14 protein-coding genes are annotated in these 15,895 nt (G+C 63.3%); 5 read left to right on the plus strand and 9 right to left on the minus strand.

Going from position 1 to position 15,895, the window contains the following annotated elements; translation table 11 throughout:
- Nucleotides 1-51 precede the first annotated feature (51 nt).
- The gene (locus RYH70_RS12615) at nt 52-570 is read left to right on the plus strand and encodes a DUF2062 domain-containing protein (protein WP_022994595.1); all 519 of its coding nucleotides are present in this window, start codon (nt 52-54) and stop codon (nt 568-570) included.
- Between the two features lie 60 nt (nt 571-630).
- On the opposite strand, the gene RYH70_RS12620 is transcribed toward RYH70_RS12615, so the two are convergent.
- On the minus strand, nt 631-1,197 hold the full coding sequence (locus RYH70_RS12620; protein WP_317009218.1) for an elongation factor P hydroxylase: 567 nt from the start codon (nt 1,195-1,197) through the stop codon (nt 631-633).
- A 57-nt stretch (nt 1,198-1,254) separates the two neighbouring features.
- Here RYH70_RS12620 and RYH70_RS12625 point away from each other — a divergent pair, with 57 nt between their 5' ends.
- The 4 genes from RYH70_RS12625 to RYH70_RS12640 all read left to right on the plus strand — a co-directional run bounded on the left by RYH70_RS12625 (nt 1,255) and on the right by RYH70_RS12640 (nt 8,233).
- Nucleotides 1,255-2,643, plus strand: coding sequence for an MATE family efflux transporter (locus RYH70_RS12625; protein WP_035450971.1), 1,389 nt, complete (start codon nt 1,255-1,257; stop codon nt 2,641-2,643).
- Nucleotides 2,644-2,772: 129 nt separating this feature from the next.
- Complete coding sequence (locus RYH70_RS12630; protein WP_026949059.1) at nt 2,773-3,456, plus strand: hypothetical protein; 684 nt, start codon at nt 2,773-2,775, stop codon at nt 3,454-3,456.
- A gap of 339 nt (nt 3,457-3,795) precedes the next feature.
- Nucleotides 3,796-5,061, plus strand: coding sequence for an efflux RND transporter periplasmic adaptor subunit (locus RYH70_RS12635; protein WP_317009219.1), 1,266 nt, complete (start codon nt 3,796-3,798; stop codon nt 5,059-5,061).
- Nucleotides 5,045-8,233, plus strand: a complete 3,189-nt coding sequence (locus RYH70_RS12640; protein WP_317009220.1) for an efflux RND transporter permease subunit — start codon at nt 5,045-5,047, stop codon at nt 8,231-8,233. The genes RYH70_RS12635 and RYH70_RS12640 overlap by 17 nt, the downstream gene beginning before the upstream one ends.
- A 9-nt stretch (nt 8,234-8,242) precedes the next feature.
- Here RYH70_RS12640 and RYH70_RS12645 read toward each other — a convergent pair whose 3' ends face one another.
- The 8 genes from RYH70_RS12645 to rlmM all read right to left on the minus strand — a co-directional run bounded on the left by RYH70_RS12645 (nt 8,243) and on the right by rlmM (nt 15,870).
- Nucleotides 8,243-9,196 carry a hypothetical protein gene (locus RYH70_RS12645; RefSeq protein WP_026949061.1) on the minus strand — a complete coding sequence of 318 codons (954 nt, stop codon included), beginning with the start codon at nt 9,194-9,196 and terminating at the stop codon, nt 8,243-8,245.
- Nucleotides 9,193-10,281, minus strand: a complete 1,089-nt coding sequence (locus tag RYH70_RS12650) for a GNAT family N-acetyltransferase (RefSeq protein ID WP_317009221.1) — start codon at nt 10,279-10,281, stop codon at nt 9,193-9,195. The genes RYH70_RS12645 and RYH70_RS12650 overlap by 4 nt, the downstream gene beginning before the upstream one ends.
- Nucleotides 10,282-10,290: 9 nt before the next feature.
- Nucleotides 10,291-11,901 (minus strand): GH3 family domain-containing protein, encoded by a 1,611-nt coding sequence (locus RYH70_RS12655; protein ID WP_055099306.1) that lies wholly within the window; start codon nt 11,899-11,901, stop codon nt 10,291-10,293.
- A 9-nt stretch (nt 11,902-11,910) separates the two neighbouring features.
- Entirely contained in the window at nt 11,911-12,684 is a 774-nt protein-coding gene (locus RYH70_RS12660; protein WP_022994586.1) for a hypothetical protein, read from the minus strand.
- Between the two features lie 245 nt (nt 12,685-12,929).
- Complete coding sequence (locus RYH70_RS12665; RefSeq protein WP_317009222.1) at nt 12,930-13,202, minus strand: hypothetical protein; 273 nt, start codon at nt 13,200-13,202, stop codon at nt 12,930-12,932.
- A 106-nt stretch (nt 13,203-13,308) separates the two neighbouring features.
- Nucleotides 13,309-13,551: a sulfurtransferase TusA gene (gene tusA, locus RYH70_RS12670; protein ID WP_063140431.1), complete on the minus strand. Its 243-nt coding sequence runs from the start codon at nt 13,549-13,551 to the stop codon at nt 13,309-13,311.
- 17 nt (nt 13,552-13,568) lie between these two features.
- Nucleotides 13,569-14,840, minus strand: a complete 1,272-nt coding sequence (locus RYH70_RS12675; RefSeq protein WP_317009223.1) for an MFS transporter — start codon at nt 14,838-14,840, stop codon at nt 13,569-13,571.
- Complete coding sequence (rlmM, locus tag RYH70_RS12680) at nt 14,830-15,870, minus strand: 23S rRNA (cytidine(2498)-2'-O)-methyltransferase RlmM (protein ID WP_022994583.1); 1,041 nt, start codon at nt 15,868-15,870, stop codon at nt 14,830-14,832. The genes RYH70_RS12675 and rlmM overlap by 11 nt, the downstream gene beginning before the upstream one ends.
- Nucleotides 15,871-15,895: the final 25 nt, after the last annotated feature.

The raw sequence follows: 15,895 nt of genomic DNA on the forward strand, positions 1-15,895 counted from the left end.
CGTCCCACATCGGCATAATGCGCGCACCTGGAACCGGATTCTCGACTTTCCATGCCGAAACGGTTATTCCGAAAATATCTGCCCTCCCCCGAGAAACTTCGCGGACATCGTTCCCTGAAGTTCCTTGGTGAAATCCTGTCGGATCCGAACCTGTGGCACATAAATCGGCATTCCCTGGCCGGCGCCGCCTTCATCGGTGTGTTTACCGGACTGTTGCCCATTCCCATGCAGATGGGCGTGGCGGCCTTCCTGGCGGTACGTTTCCACTGCAACCTGCCGCTGTCGATGATGCTGGTCTGGCTGTCCAATCCGCTCACCTATGTTCCAGTGTTCTATTTCAACTATCGTATCGGTGCCTGGCTGATGGGCCTTCCTCCCCATCACGGCGAAGGCATCACCACCGCCTGGTTCCTGCAGCAGCTGGTTCCCCTGTGGATCGGCTCACTGATCGTGGCCCTGGTGGCGGGGCTGCTTTCCTATGGGGCGGTGAAAGTATTCTGGCGTGTGGCGGTGGTGCGCAGTTGGAAACTGCGCTCCAGAAAACGCCGGAAGCCGGTGAACGAACCCTAACCCGGCATCACGGCGGTGGCTGTAAGCTTTCGTGGCGATCAGTTGTAAGCCGTGGCGGATTTAGTCCGTCACGTCGGTGGGAAAGATAAAGATCCGATCCAGACTTTCCGCGCCGCCATTCCAACCGGTATTGAAACAATCCGCCAAAGCCTGGCACCAGGCCAGCGGACGCGCGGGCAGGCCCTCCTCGAGATACCGCCGGGCCCGGCGGTACACCTGCTCCGCGAAAGCGGTCTCCAGCCGCCGGGCGGCTTCGTCACCATCGAGGTTGTCCATGGAGACACGGAAATCATGGCCGCAGGCGGCACAGAACAAGGCTTCAAGCGCCTGTGGCGATTCCTCCACCCGGGCAAACAGGCTTTGCTGAGTGGCATCGCGGCCATCCGGCGCGTACCAGTAGCCGTAATCCTCCAGGGTGCGGCGGTGGCGGCCGGCCACGCACCAATGCGCCACCTCGTGCAGGGCGCTGCGGAAATAGTCACGGGTATAAACAATACGGTGGGGTGTGCCCGTTCCATCTTCGCCCGGTAAATAAACAGGCTCCTCGGCGCCCCCCTCCAGCACGGTGTGATAGCGCCGGTAAAAGGTATCGCGAAACAGTTCTTCCAGGGTCCGGGAGCGGTACATCCCGGGGGCGCTTTGCGGTATGGTAGCCGCCCCGTGCCTCTGCTCCCGATCCGCATCATGTCCATTCGCCGTAAGGAATACGCTGCTCAACTCGCTCTCGCCCTGCCGATTCTGGGTGGTCAGTTGGCGCAAACCGCCAACGGCTTCGTCGATACCATGATGGCCGGTCGCGTGGGCGCCGAGCATCTGGCCGCGGTGGCGGTGGGTGCCAGCATCTGGGTGCCGCTGTTCCTTTTCATGACCGGGGTACTGACCAGCGCCACACCGATTTTATCCCGCCATCTGGGGGGCGAAGCTTACCATCGGGTCAACCCGCTGGCCCAGCAGGCGCTGTGGCTGGGGCTGGGATTGGGGCTGTTCGCCGCCGTGGCCTTGCGCAGCATGTCACCGGTGCTGCACGCCATGGACGTGGACCCGGCCATGCTGCCTCTGGTGCAGGGTTACCTGGAAGGTCTCAGTTGGGGCATGCCCGGCGCCGCCTTGATGCTGGCCATGCGCAGCTACACGGAAGCCATGCGCCACACCCGTCCGGTGTTGTGGATCAGCATCATCGGTCTGCTGATCAATATTCCCACCAACTACGTCCTGATCTACGGCAAACTGGGCTTCCCGGCCATGGGCGGCGTCGGCTGCGGCTGGGCCACCAGCGTGGTGATGTGGTCCATGGCGCTGATGATGGGGCTGTACATCCGCCGCCATCCGGTTTATCAGCCGGCACGTCTGAATCTGCGGCGGCGCCATCTGGAATTCGCCAGTCTCGCTTACATGCTGCGGCTGGGGCTGCCCGTGGGGTTATCGATCTTTTTCGAGGTCAGTATTTTCGCCGTGATCGCCCTGCTGATCAGCAGCCTGGGGCCGGAAATCGTCGCCGGTCATCAGATCGCGCTCAACTTCACCTCGCTGATTTTCATGGTGCCGCTCAGTTTTTCCCTGGCCGCCACGGTGCGGGTGGGCCACGCTCGCGGCCGCCACAACCGCGATGACTTGAATCTGGCGGTGGGCAGCGCGATACGCATGGTCAGCCTGGTCGGCGTTGCCGCCGCGGTCCTGCTGGTGCTGATCCGGCACTGGGTTCCCTGGATCTATACCCGCAACCCGGAAGTCATCGCCCTGGCCTCGCATCTGTTGCTGTTCGCCGCGCTTTACCAGATCTCCGACGCCATTCAGGTGGTGGCCAACGGCTGCCTGCGCGGTTTCGAGGACACCGCCTGGCCGATGGTAATGACCCTGTTCGCTTACTGGGGGATCGGCCTGCCGCTGGGCTATGCGCTCGCCCTCACCGACCTGCTGGTGCCGGCCATGGGCCCCAGCGGCTTCTGGATCGGTCTGGTGGCCGGGCTCACCTGCGCCGCCATTTTGCTCGGCATCCGTCTGCGCTGGCGTCTGCGGCAACCGCTGGCCGCCCGTGCCGGTAACGGCGATCAGTCTCTGGACCACGCCGCCTGACTTGCGCCTCCGCCCGCAACCGTCTAGTGTGAAAATCGTAGAGTCTGGAATAGCCCGTGCGAGGACGATCCGCCACGGGATCGGTGCCGACGCAGGGGTATTCCATGGTTCTCTTGGGCGGAGGCGCTTATGGTTCGGGCTAACCGGCAGGATCCACGCGGCAGTAACGTCATCCCCTTCACCCCGAGACGGCGCTCCGGCAAGCCGTCCATTCTCAGACTCTCTCCGGAGTACGACGGCATGGAGCTGCTCTATGCCAACGATCAACATCCCGACACCCTGTTTTCCCTGAAAATTCTCGCCTGGGCACGTCTCGAGGACGGCACCACTCAGGCGCTGGTGCCCTGGCTGCGCGATCTGGTCACCGCCAGTGCTTTGTCCGATCCACTCAATGGCCGCTGGGAAGGTTACCGCCTGCCCGACAGCGACTACCTGTTCCGTGACGCACCGGAACACAAGGTGCAGGAGTTGGATGCGGCGCTGCGTTTTTTCGGCAAACCAGGCGACCACAGCTGCCAGGAAATTCCCGACACCATCGGCACCCACGCGGTGTTCTCCCAGGACGAATTCGAGACACTGTCGTTGATGGAAGTGGTGAGCTGGCGCGTGCAGGGTGACGGTACCCCCCAGGCCATGGTGGCGGACGAGGCGGCGGTGACACAGACTCCGGTATTGCCCGGCGACGCCAGTCTGGTCGCCGCCGAACAACAGGAAGGGTTCCGCTATTTCTTCCAGCATGGCATCGCCAACCGGCTCAAGGAACACGACCCCGAAGCCCTGGCCGCCATCGCCATGCTGGCGGCCCGTTACTGACGCCGACATCGCTCCCCGGTCCGCCGCGACAGGTGGACCGCCGATGCCCCCGTGGCCGGCTCCGCCGACCACCGGTGGCCCTCGCCGGTTGAACGTGCTTTACGCCCCCTGCGACACCCTGTAGTTTTCCTACACCCGCTTACTCTCCCGGCTGTCAGACCGGTGACACCCAGCATGTGGCTTACTGGCGAGACGTCCGGGCCAGGCGGTCATATCCGCGCAAAACAGGAATGCTAGTCTGTCACTTTTATTGAACGAACCCGTGCTTGAACACGATGCCAGGGCGCCGGTGTGGCAAGGGAATCATCAACGGATTGATACGCGTCTAATCGGACTTTTATGAAAAAAACCACTCTCGTATTGATCGCCGCCGCCATGGTGCTCGGCGCCGTGGCCGTGGTGGCCATACTGGCGGCCATGCGCCCGCAACCGGAGGTGGAGGAGCGGCCGGCGATGGCGGAAATCGTCGATGTGCTGCCGATCGAAACCGCCCACAGCCAGTTTCAGCTGCGCTCCCAGGGGACCGTGCAACCGCGCATCGAAACCCAACTGGTGGCGGAGGTGTCCGGCAAGGTCATCCGCATCGCCGATGAGTTCGTCGCCGGCGGTTTGTTTCAGGCCGATCAGGTACTGATCGAAATAGACCCCAGCAATTATCGCAACACCCTCGCCCAGGCGCAGGCGGAATTAAAACGGCAGCGGGCGGCGCATCGCCTGGCCCGCCAACAGCTGGACCGGTTCGAGAATCTTTATCAGCGCAAGAACATATCGAAATCGGATCTGGAGCAGCGGCAATCGGAAGCGGAACAGACCCAGGCCGCGATCCAGTCACAGCAGGCCCTGGTTCAACAGGCGCAACGGGACCTGGAGCGGACTCGCATCCATCTCCCCTACGACGGCCTGGTCAAGGAGCGCAGTGTGGATCTGGGGCAGTTCGTGGCCGCCGGCAATCCACTCGGTACCGCCTTCAGCGTCAAGGAGGCGGAAATACGGCTGCCGTTATCCCAGCAGGACAGCGCCTTCGTTGATCTGCCTCGCCCGGGCTATCGGCCGCCCTCGCTGCCCCAAGTGACCCTGCAAGCGCGGATCGGCGGCCAAACGGTAACCTGGCGCGGCGAAATCGTCCGTACCGAAGGGGTGGTCGATGAGCGCACCCGGCTGATCTACGCGGTGGCCCGGGTGCAGGATCCGTACGATCTCGAAGGCGGCGACGAGCAGCCGCCACTGCCCATTGGCACCTTTGTCAGCGCCCGCATCCAGGGCCGCTCAGCCGAGGGACTGGTGGTGTTGCCACGAGTCGCCTTGCGCAACGGCGACCAGGTCTATGTGGCGGACAGCGACGACAAGCTCGCCATACGCCAGGTCCAGGTGGTACGCAGTACGCCGGAGCAGGTCTACACCAACGACGTGTTTCGTCCGGGCGATCGCGCGGTGATCACCGCGATTCAGACACCGATACCGGGCATGGCCTTGAAAATCCGGGATCTGGACGCGGACCAGGACGACAGCGAGCCATCCGCCCCGGCACCGATGACGGCACCGGGGGAACACGGCGGCGCCGAGTCCGCTGACGATCAGGGAGCCTCGCATGTCGTCACCCCCTGATGCGGATCACCGGCAGTCCGGTGCGCCACGACTGAACGCTTACACCGGTCTGATCGCCTGGTTCACCCACAACCCGGTGGCCGCCAACCTGTTGATGGCGATCCTGATCATTGGTGGCGCCATCACCGCGTTCACCATCACCAAGGAAATCCAGCCGCAGGTGGAGACCAATTACGTCACCATCACGGTGCCCTACCTGGGGGCCACGCCCACGGATGTGGAACAGGGTGTGCTGATCAAGATCGAGGAAGCGATCCAGGACCTCGAAGGGATCAGGGAAATCGTCTCCATCGCCAGTGAAGGCAACGGTTCGGTGCAAGTGGAGGTGGCTCCGGATTACGACATCCGCGAGGTGATGGACAACATCAAGATGCGGGTGGATTCGATCACCACTTTCCCGGCGGAGACCGAGCGGCCGGTATACCAGCGCAACGTCTGGAGCACCGAGGTGATCTGGGTGGCGGTGTCCAGCGTCGACGTGGATGACCGCACCCTCAAGGAAGTGGCGCGGCGGGTGCGCGATGACATCACCGCCCTGCCCTCGGTGAGCAAAACCGAACTGATCGGCGACCGCCCCTATGAGATCGGCATCGAGGTCAGCGAGGAAACCCTGCGCAATTACGGCCTGACGCTGACCGAAGTGGCGGACGCCGTGGGCCGCTCCTCCCTGGATTTGCCCGGCGGCCGCATCCAGGCCGCCGGCGGCGATATTCTGGTGCGCACCGTGGGCCAGGCCTACGTGGGCCGGGATTTCGAGGATATCGTGGTGCGCACCAACCCGGACGGCAGCCGGCTACTGCTCCGCGACATCGCTGATATCCGCGACGGCTTCGTCGAGGACAACTACTACCTGACCCATAACGGCCGCCCCGCCGTGGGCATCCGTGTACTGGCCCTGGGCGAACAGGACGCGCTGGCGCTTTCCCGGGAAGTCCGCGACTACGTGGACCGGATGCAGGAAAGTCTGCCCGACGGTGTCCAGGTAAACTGGATGATCGACGTGTCCTACTACCTGGAAGGCCGGCTTAACATGATGTCGGAAAACCTGTTGATGGGCGCGGTGCTGGTGTTCCTGATCCTGTCGTTGTTCCTGCGTCTGAAACTGGCGTTCTGGGTCATGGCCGGGCTGCTCACCGCCTTCCTCGGCACCCTGTTCACGCTGCCGCTGTTCGGCATCACCATCAATCTGATCAGTTTGTTCGCCTTTCTGGTGGTGCTCGGTATCGTCGTCGACGACGCCATCATTATCGGCGAATCCGCCTATACCCGGATTCAACGGGATGGCCACTCCACCAACAACGTGGTGCTGGGTGTGCTCGATGTGGCCGGCCCCGCCACCTTCGGCGTGCTCACCACCATGGCCGCGTTCCTGCCGATTCTGCTGGTCTCCGGTATCTGGGGGCAGTTTTTCGCCTCCATTGGCGGTGTGGTGGTGATCTGTCTGTTCTATTCGCTGATCGAATCAAAACTGATTCTGCCCGCCCATTTGGCGCACATGCGCGACGCTCCCGCGGAAACCTCAAAACCGAATCGGATGATCCGCTTCCAGCGGCGCTTCTCCGACGGCCTGTTCCGTTTCGTCGACAACACCTACCTGCCCCTGCTGCGGCGCATCCTGCGTCATCGTTATCTGGCACTGGCCGGCGCCCTTTCCGTGCTGATTCTGGCCGTGGGCCTGATTGTCGGCGGACTGTTGCGGGTGGTGTTTATTCCCGACCTGAGCGGCGACTTCGTTCAGGTGGAACTGGAAATGAACAAAGGCACGCCGGCCTACGTGACCCAGACCAACCTGGACACCATCGGCAAAGCGCTCACCGAAGTGGACCAGGAACTCCAGCAGGAATTGGGACTGAATGAGCCACTGGTGCGCACCCAGCTGGCCTGGACCGAAAGCGACACCACCGGCGGCATCGTGGTGGAATTGGTAAAGAGCGAGAACAGTCTGGTGTCGGTGCCGGAGCTGTCACGGCGCTGGCGGGAGAAAGTCGGCCGCATTCCCGGGGCCCGGACTTTCCACATAGGTGGCGAGGGCGGCCCCGACGACAACGATATCTCACTGGAACTGGTTGGCCAGAATCAGGCCCATCTGGAGGCAGCCAGCGCCGAACTGGAACAACGATTGCGGGACTACAACGGCGTTTACGACCTGCGTAATTCCCATGACAGCGGCGTGCGTGAAATCCAGCTCAGGATCAAACCGGAAGCGGAGCTGCTCGGGCTGAGCCAGCGGGATCTGGCACGGCAGGTGCGCCAGGCGTTCTACGGCGAGGAAGTGCAACGCATCCAGCGAGGCCAGGACGAAGTGAAAGTCATGGTTCGCTATCCCAGAGCGGAGCGACGGTCCGAGGGTTATCTGGAAGACATGCGCATTCGCACCGGCGACGGTCAGGCCGTGCCCTTCTCCGCCGTGGCCGATCTGGACATGGGCAGCAGCCCGGCCACCATCCGCCGCTTCGATCGTCAGCGTTCGATCAGCATCACCGCCCGGGTGGACAAAGCCGTGGCCGAACCCGGCCGCATCACCAAGGATCTGATCGAGCACCAGTTGCCGGACATTCTCAGCCATCATCCCGGCGTCAGTTATCGTGTCACCGGCGCCACCCGGGATCAGGAAAAGATGATGGTCGATCTGCTCTATGGCACCGGCCTGGCCCTGTTCCTGATTTATGCGCTGATGGCGATCCCGTTGAAGTCCTATGTGCAGCCGCTGATGATCATGTCGGTGATTCCGTTCGGCACCATCGGCGCGGCGGTCGGCCACCTGATGCTGGGCATGCCCTTCAGTCTGCTGTCCATGTTCGGCATCGTCGCCCTGGCCGGGGTGGTGGTGAACGACAGTCTGATTCTGGTGGATTTCGTCAATCGCTACCGCCGCGATGGCGAGCCTCTGGTGGAAGCCGCGATCAAGGCGGCGCGGGCCCGGTTCCGGCCGATCATCCTGACGTCGCTGACCACCTTTCTGGGGCTGGTGCCGATCGTGTTCCTGGAATACAGCCTGCAGGCACAGGTGGTGAAGCCGATGGCGGTATCACTGTCCTTCGGCATCGTCTTCGCCACTTTGATCACGCTGGTACTGATCCCGACGCTCTATATGGTGATGGACGATGTGACGGGATGGTTCGCCGGGCGGCGCAAGAATGCAGCGCCGGCCGGTGATGAGAATGCAGGATAAGAGCCGGTATCAAGCGTCCTCTTGCAACAGAAAGTGGCGCCACAGATTCAGGCATTTTCGCGTGGCCAGGCGCCCCGCCGTCAATGAGGCGTCCACCCGCAGCGACAGAGTCAACCGGCCGTTGACGATAATGGCGCCATTGGCGACCGGATGATTGGGGCTGCCCGGCCCGCATACCGCCAGACAAGCGGAATCGGAAAAGCCGGCGGCACCGAGATCGAGCCGCCAAACCCCCAGGTTGCTGAACGAGCCGAGATGACCGGGCCCCTCGAGCATACGCCGGCATAACCAATCCACCCCGCGCTCACCAACCCAGCGGCCCACATGCGCCAGGTGCCAGAAACGCCAGTGCTGCTGCTGGCGCAGCCCCTCGCGCAAAGCGGCGTACAACACCGCCACCGATTGCTCCGGCGCCACCGGCACATAAAAACCACTGGACAGGTTCATGTCATCCCGGGGGCGGCTCACCGCGCCGCGCATATTCACCGGATATAACCAACTGCCGGTGGACGGCGTCTCCAACAGCGTTTCGCCCACCGCCCGATGCAGACGATGCAGCAATAAACTGTTCAACGAACCGTGCTCCTGCTTCGCCCGCGCCATGATCGCCGCCGTGGCTTCGGGGTCGAAACACGTGGTTTCCACCTGGCCGTGGGGTTCGGGGCCACGCAGACGGCGCCAGGGAAGCGGCTGTCCGGGCGGCGCCCCCGGTGCCCGCAGCCATTGCCACCAGGGAGGAGGCGAACTCTGACGGCTGTGTGGCACCGGCGGCAACGGTACTCCCCATTGCCGCAGCAACACCAGCAATCCGCCGATGCCATCGTGATGTCGATGGGGAATCGAATAGCGCCGCTCACCAGCGCCCTCCGGATCGATCACCGCGAAGTGGATGGCATCGTCGATGCCGCAGCGGCGCCGTGCCCGATACCACATGCCGATATAATCCTTATCCGCCGCCGTCATAGCCGGGCCACTTCCACGTAAGGGATCCGGTCCGGCTGCAATCGCGGACGCGGGTCTTCACCATAACTGACCAGATAATGGTCGCTGAACAGAGTACGGCGGCGAAAGCCGCGCACCGCGTCGCGCAACGGGTCCTGCGTGAAGAAGCCGCACACCACCGCGCCGTGATCGCGATGATGGGCGTGCACGGCGTGCTCCAGTAGCGGCACCAGCCATTGCGGGTCGTTGTTCTCGGTCACCAGGGTGTGCAGCGTGACAAACGACAAACACTCGCCCGGCGCCGGCAACCGCAAACCGCCATGCAACGGGCGGGTGGCATTAAGCAACGGCCGCAGCCATTCCAGAGCGCCGCGATAGCCATTTACCCGCGTCTGCTTGATATCGCTCTGGTTCCAGCTCCCCAGGACCCCCTTCAGTGTCGTCCCCTGCCAGACGCCGACCCAGTCGCCCAGGCTCAGGCCATGAAAATAAGGAGAGGAATGCAGCTCACTCAGGTCCAGCCGGGGGAAAAACTGCTTGCGCGGCCCTTCCCGTTCCAGCAACGCCAGCAGCGCGCCGCGATCCGCCCCGGTCATGGCGCGCACGGTGAGCCCCGCCGGCGCCCGAAAGCGGCCCGGGCGGGTATGGATCACGCTGGTCTCGATGGTGCCAAAGGGATAATAGCCAGGCAGCCCGGCGCGGCCGCTGGCCACGGTATTCCGTGATACGCCGTTATCGCGCAGGATCACCGTCTGCATCCACTCCGTTTCGTGCAGAGTGGTTTTCAAAGTGCGGAACAGGCGAAACAGCAAGCGGCTGCCCTGATGCCGGGGCGCGATACGCAGATCATGCGCATAGCGGATTGGCACGCAATCGCCATTCACCCATACGCGGCGACGGCCCACGTTGTACACGGCGCCCAGCTCCGGCGAGGGCCCGTCAGTCTCCGCCACCCAGACTTCCGGTTCTTCACAGGTGATGGCGGCCCCGCGGAAATAATCCGGGCGCCGTTCAAACGTCAATGACATCGCCCCCGGCTGCGGCGTGTTTTCCAGCAACGCCAGAATCGCCGGGTTGTCCTGACTGGTGGCTCTTCGGATACGCATGGCCCCTCCTCAGACTGAAACCGGCGATGCCGATGGCGCGAGGAAAGCCGGCGCGGTTCCCGGCCAGGCACGCAGGGACTCGATCTTGATGTTGCCCTCGATCATGCCCTGGTCCCGGCAATGGCCCAGATAACGTTCGCGCATGTCCGCCAGCACCACACACCGCAGCGGCGCCAGCTGGTGCAGATTGCGCGCGAGACGATAATGGAAATGGCCGCCGAGGGCCTGCTCCAGATGCTCGGCCAGCGGTGCCACCGGCGTTTGCGGCGAGCCTTCCAGCAGCGCCAGATAACCGGGTTTCCCGTCACCGGCATCATCACAGGCCACCACGCCCACCGGCGTCACGCCGGGTGGCAATGGCGCCCGCGCGAACGCGTCGTTGACTGCCTCGCCGGTCATCTTCTCGCCAACCAGATCGACGGTGCCACGCCGTCCCAGGAAACGCAGGCAAGGCACCGTGCGCCAATGTTCGGTCACTTCCACCAGGTCATTGAGCCGGTAGCGCAGCAAGCCGCTGCCGGTACTCAGCAACGGCATCACCCGCTGCCCGGCTTCCAGCTCCCAGGGGGCATAGATGGCACCGTCATCCGGATCCTGGAACTCATACACGTGGCTGCGATACGCCAGCGGGTAACGGCCCTGACAGGGAAAGGTCACCACCCCTTCGGTGGCCCACAATCCCTTGCCCTGGAACTCCGCGTGCGGCAACAGCGATTGCAGGCGCCGTGCCCAAGGTTCGGACGCGGCGGTATCCCAGGCGCTGACCAACGCCAGCGCCGGCCACAGGACACGGAAAAAATCCGCCGCCAGCTCACCATCCCAAGCCCTGAGCAGGGCGGCCGCACGGGGACAACGCGGACACCCGGACTCCGCCATCGCCGCTCGCCGCAATCCCCAGTCCCCCTGGTTCAACACTTCCGCCAGTTCCTCGCGCCACTTCGCCAGACCTTCCAGCAGGCCGATACCGAAGGTGGGACTCCACACCGACAGCAGACTCAGGCGGCGGTCGGCGACCAGGTAAGCCAGGGTGGCGAACAGGGAATCGTCGGAGGTGCGGGCCAGAGCCACCGTGGACGGCACGCTCTGGGTGGCACCGGCGATCAACCGCTTGCCCCAGGACATCAACGCCAGGTCGTCATTCAGTTCCTCGCCGAGGGACTCTCGCAGCGCGGTGGGCATCCAGGACAGCGACCAATAATGCCGGCCGTGCCGCAGCTTCGGATAACGCTGATAAAGGTCCGCCAGCCAGGGGCCGATGGCGCCGTCCAGTTCGCCGAGAAAGGCGCGGCTGTAAGGAATCCATTTGATCGCCGAGGTGGAACCACTGGTTGGCTGGTAACGGGCGGTGGGTGAGGCGATCAGTGGGTTGACACCGTCGCGCCGGCCCTGCTCCACCCGGGCGCGCCAGTCTTCGTAGCCGGTAACCGGCAACCGTTCGGCGAAACGCTCCCAGGACCAGTTCTCACCGATCCCTTGCTCCCGCCCCGCCGGCGACGCCGCCACTTGCCGCATCAACTGGCGATGACGAAAGCGCTGGGTGTGCTCCAGATGGGAGAGGCCGGTGCGGAAACGCCGTCCGGCGGGCAGCACCCCCAGGTGCAATAGCCGTTGGCTGAGCATACCCTCTCCTTATTCGTACGCTGCCGGACGGACGGCCAGACGCAGGCGGCGCGGCCGCTTGCGCCATAGTTTGGCCAGATAGGCCTGCACCGTGCCGCGATCAAAGACACCCACACAGGGCAGTTCGGTACCCCGTTCCCAGGTCGGGTTACGCTCCTCGAAGAAGCGGATCTTGACGTTGCCGTCGCGCATGTCCTGGGAAATCGGCGCCACCGCGCCCTTGAGCGCGGAGTAGTTTTCGCCGAAGTCCAGCAGCTTGCGCTCGGAGCAATAGCTGCCGGAATAGAGCCGCTCGCAATAGTGGTCGACGTATTCCGCCAGATCCTGATGCTCGCCATCGGGATGGGGATAATACCGTTTGAAGTTATTGGCCAGCAGCAAGTAAGTCTTGTAGCCCTTGGAGATCAGCAGCCACACCAGCATCCTGGTCGGGCGTTTCATTTTTTCCCGCACCATCCAACGCAGGAAAGCGGTCTGCAGGGAGCGATCCCCCCAGTATTGTTTCTCGAGGATGGTGTCACCACTGAAGACCCCGGTGGCCGCCCGCCCCCTGACGTTCATCGGCACGGTTTTCAGTGTCGAGAAGCCCACCACCTGCTGATCCAGGGTCCGGCGCACCATGAAGACGCCGCTCTTCTCCGACATATCCTTGACGAAGACCTCCAGGGACACGTTCTGGTAGTACTTTTCGTAGAGTCCGTACATCTCCTTCATGTCGATGAAGGAGATCCGCTCGATGGGTACGTAGCGTGTTTTCAACGTATTGCCGGTATCACCCGCCATGTTCCTTCTCCATCCTTGATAGTGCACTTGGCCGCGCCGTGGCACGACGATTCCCGTCCGGCATCAAACCGGAACCATGGTCCCTTATCTGGCGTTACTTATTTGACGTTATGCTTGGCGTAATAAGCTGCTTGTATCCCGAGCTTCACCGTCTTCCCGGTGTCACGGTTATTGTTCTAACCGATTCGTCTGAACAATCGATGACAGCATCTAGCCAGGGCAAGAAAGAGAAAACAAGTGCAATGTCATGAAATCGGAACTGGACCCGCTGAATCGCGCAAAGCACTATTTTTTATGAGGTTATTCGTTGTCATGAGGATCTCATTTTCAACAAAGGACAACAAAAAATTCATTGAAATGAAGGAAAAATTCGGAGAGGAATGGCGTTTGGAAATGGCAATACCCACATACTCAGAATGGAGTTTTTCTTGCCAGGCAGGATAATCAGAATCGGCACAAGGCCGCTGTAGGAGCTTGCCTTGCAAGCGAAGGGATTGCGGCAGGATATTCGCTTGCAAGGCAAGCCGCCCGGCGCCCTGCTGTTACAGCGGCTTCGTAGTTCCTTCCGAGGGAAATCGCCGCCACTTCACGTGGCCGCGATTGGCATGTTGCGTACGAGCACTCTCAGCGCTTTTTCTCGATCCAATAAAGGAACAGCTCGCCGTCCCGCCGCCGGGCCAACAGAGTGTGGCCCAGGAACTGGCAGAACTTGGGAATATCCCGTTCGGTGGAGGGATCAGTGGCGCGGACTTCCAGCACCTCGCCCGGCGCCATGTCACGCACTTTGCTGTGCAGCAACATCACCGGCTCCGGGCATAGCAGACCGGTGGCGTCGAGGTGGTGCTGGGCGTCAATGGCGTCGGACATGGTATTTCCGCGGAGATTCAGGAGTGATCGGGCGCGCCAGTATAACGCCCCGTCACGCCGGGCCCAAGCGGTGGTCGCCAGGCCAGCGCCAGCAAGGCCACCGCGCAGCCCAGCAGCGCCGCCAGCAGGAAATGGCCGGCATAGCCGAAGTAACCGGCGCTGAACCCGCTGGCCAGCGTGAACAATCCCACCGCCATCAGTTGCAACGACGCTTGCAGCGTGTAATCCCCCCCTTCCGAGCCGGACCGGCAATAGGCCATCATCACCACGAACAAGGCCACCGTGGAGGCACCGTCCGCCGCCTGCTCGAACAGGGAAACCGCCCATATCGCCGGCACGCCGGCATCGCCCCGAGCCACCCACCACCAGCCCACGAACGCCAGCCCCTGCCACAGACCCAGCCCCACCAGGGCCCGCCGATAATGCCAGCGGCGCATCAGCACGCCGGCCAGCAAGGCACTGAGCAGTCCCACCAGCGAGGCCACCAGGTCGAGCCGTCCGACGGCGGCAAGCGTCCAGCCCTGATCCACCAGATAGGGCTTGATCATGCGGGTACCAAAACCGTCACCGACCTTGTAACCGAGCAGGATCACCGCCCAGAGCAGCAGCCCCGGCCGCCACCAGAAGTCACGTGACCGCTGCCACCACCACAGCCCCCCACGCCGCCGTGGAAACGGCGCCGCGGCCTCCGCCGGTTCAGGGAAACGCAAGATTCCAATCAACAGCACGCCAATCATCACGGTCAGCAACCACAACGAGCCGCGCCAGCCGATCAGGTCGTTGGCGATCAGAAAAAGACCACCGCTGAGAATCAGCCCGATCTTGTAGCCGGACACCTGGATGCCATTACCAAGGCCACGCAGGTCGCCCCTGAGCCAGCGTACCGCCAGGCCATCGGCGGCCACGTCCTGGGTGGCACTGGCCAGATTGATCAGGAACAGGATCAAAAGCAGAACCGGAAACGCCTCGCCAAACCAAAGCGGGCGCTCCAACAACGACAGCACCAGCAACAGTGCCATCACCAGCAGCTGTGCCCGCGCCACCCAGCGCAGGCGGTGGCCGGCGCGGGCACCGGCCCCCGGATCCACCCAGGGCGCCCACAGAAACTTCAGCGCCCAGGGCAACGCCGCCAGAGCCAGCAGACCAATCCATTGCGTGGACAGTCCCGCTTCCCGGGCCAGCGCCGGCACCGCCTTGGCCAGCAACCCGGAGGGCAGACCTTGCAGAAAATAGAGCCCGGCCAGGGTCAGCAGCACGTATGCCGGGGCCGGACCGCGCTCAGGGGGCACGGGTATCCACCCAGACGGTGATTTCCTCGCGATCGTAGTACAGATGGGCGGCGTTGATGCGCGCGGCCAATCCTTGTTTTTCCAGGCCTTCCGCCAACCGTTCCAACAGCACCCGCGACTCACGATAACGGCGCGCCATCGGCAATTTCAGATTGAACAACGCCGTCCGGGCCCAGCCCTGGGTGAGCCATTTCAGCATCAGCGATTGCGTTCGCGCCGGCTTGTCCACCACATCGCAGACCACCAGGTCCACCGGCCGCTCCGGGCGCCAGGTGAAGGCGTCGGCGGAAACGTGCCGTACCGGGTATTCCTCCAGCAGGCGGGTATCAAGACGGCCATGATCGATGCCGGTGACCTTGATGCCCAAACGCGCCAGCTGCCAGCTCCAACCGCCGGGAGCGGCGCCCAGGTCCACCGCCGTGTGCAGCCCCTCCGGCCGGCCGCGACCGAGGAAACGCAGCATCGCCTCCTCCAGTTTCAGCGCCGACCGGCTCGGCGCCTCCGGCGCCAGCCGCAGCCGCTGAATTCCCCCTTCCGGCAATGGCAGCCGGGCCGGGCTGACGCCGATATGGCCGTGGCGGGAATCGTCGAAATAAAGGTGTAAACGCTGACCGGCATGTGAGCGCAGCAACCCTTCCTTGCGCAGACGCGGCTCCAGGGCCTTGCGGAAGCCACGCAGGAAACCGGCCAGTTCACGGCGGTCATTAGTGTCCGCGTGTTCCAGATACAGCTCCGTGTAAGGGCCGTTGCGTTTCAGCTCCGGCCACAAGGCGCCAATGCGGTCCCGCTCCGGCAGATCGTCGAACGCCGCCACCAGCGGATAGAAGGTCCGCGCGAAAATCAGCCCGCTCTCCAGAATCGGCGCCGGATCCCCTTGCAGGTTCTCCCAGAACACGCAGCCGCTGTCCGGTTGCGCCTGCGGATAACCGGCGGCGCCCAGATCAGCGGCCCGATCCGACAGCTCCGCCGCCAGATCCGACTCAAACCCGGGCCGGCACAGGGCCAGGTAGCGGTGTGGTTGCTCAGCCATAAACCCTCGGGAAAGCAGTTAATAG

Origin of the sequence: Alloalcanivorax xenomutans (genome assembly GCF_032810065.1) — a bacterium.
In the GTDB taxonomy this organism is placed as follows: domain Bacteria; phylum Pseudomonadota; class Gammaproteobacteria; order Pseudomonadales; family Alcanivoracaceae; genus Alloalcanivorax; species Alloalcanivorax xenomutans.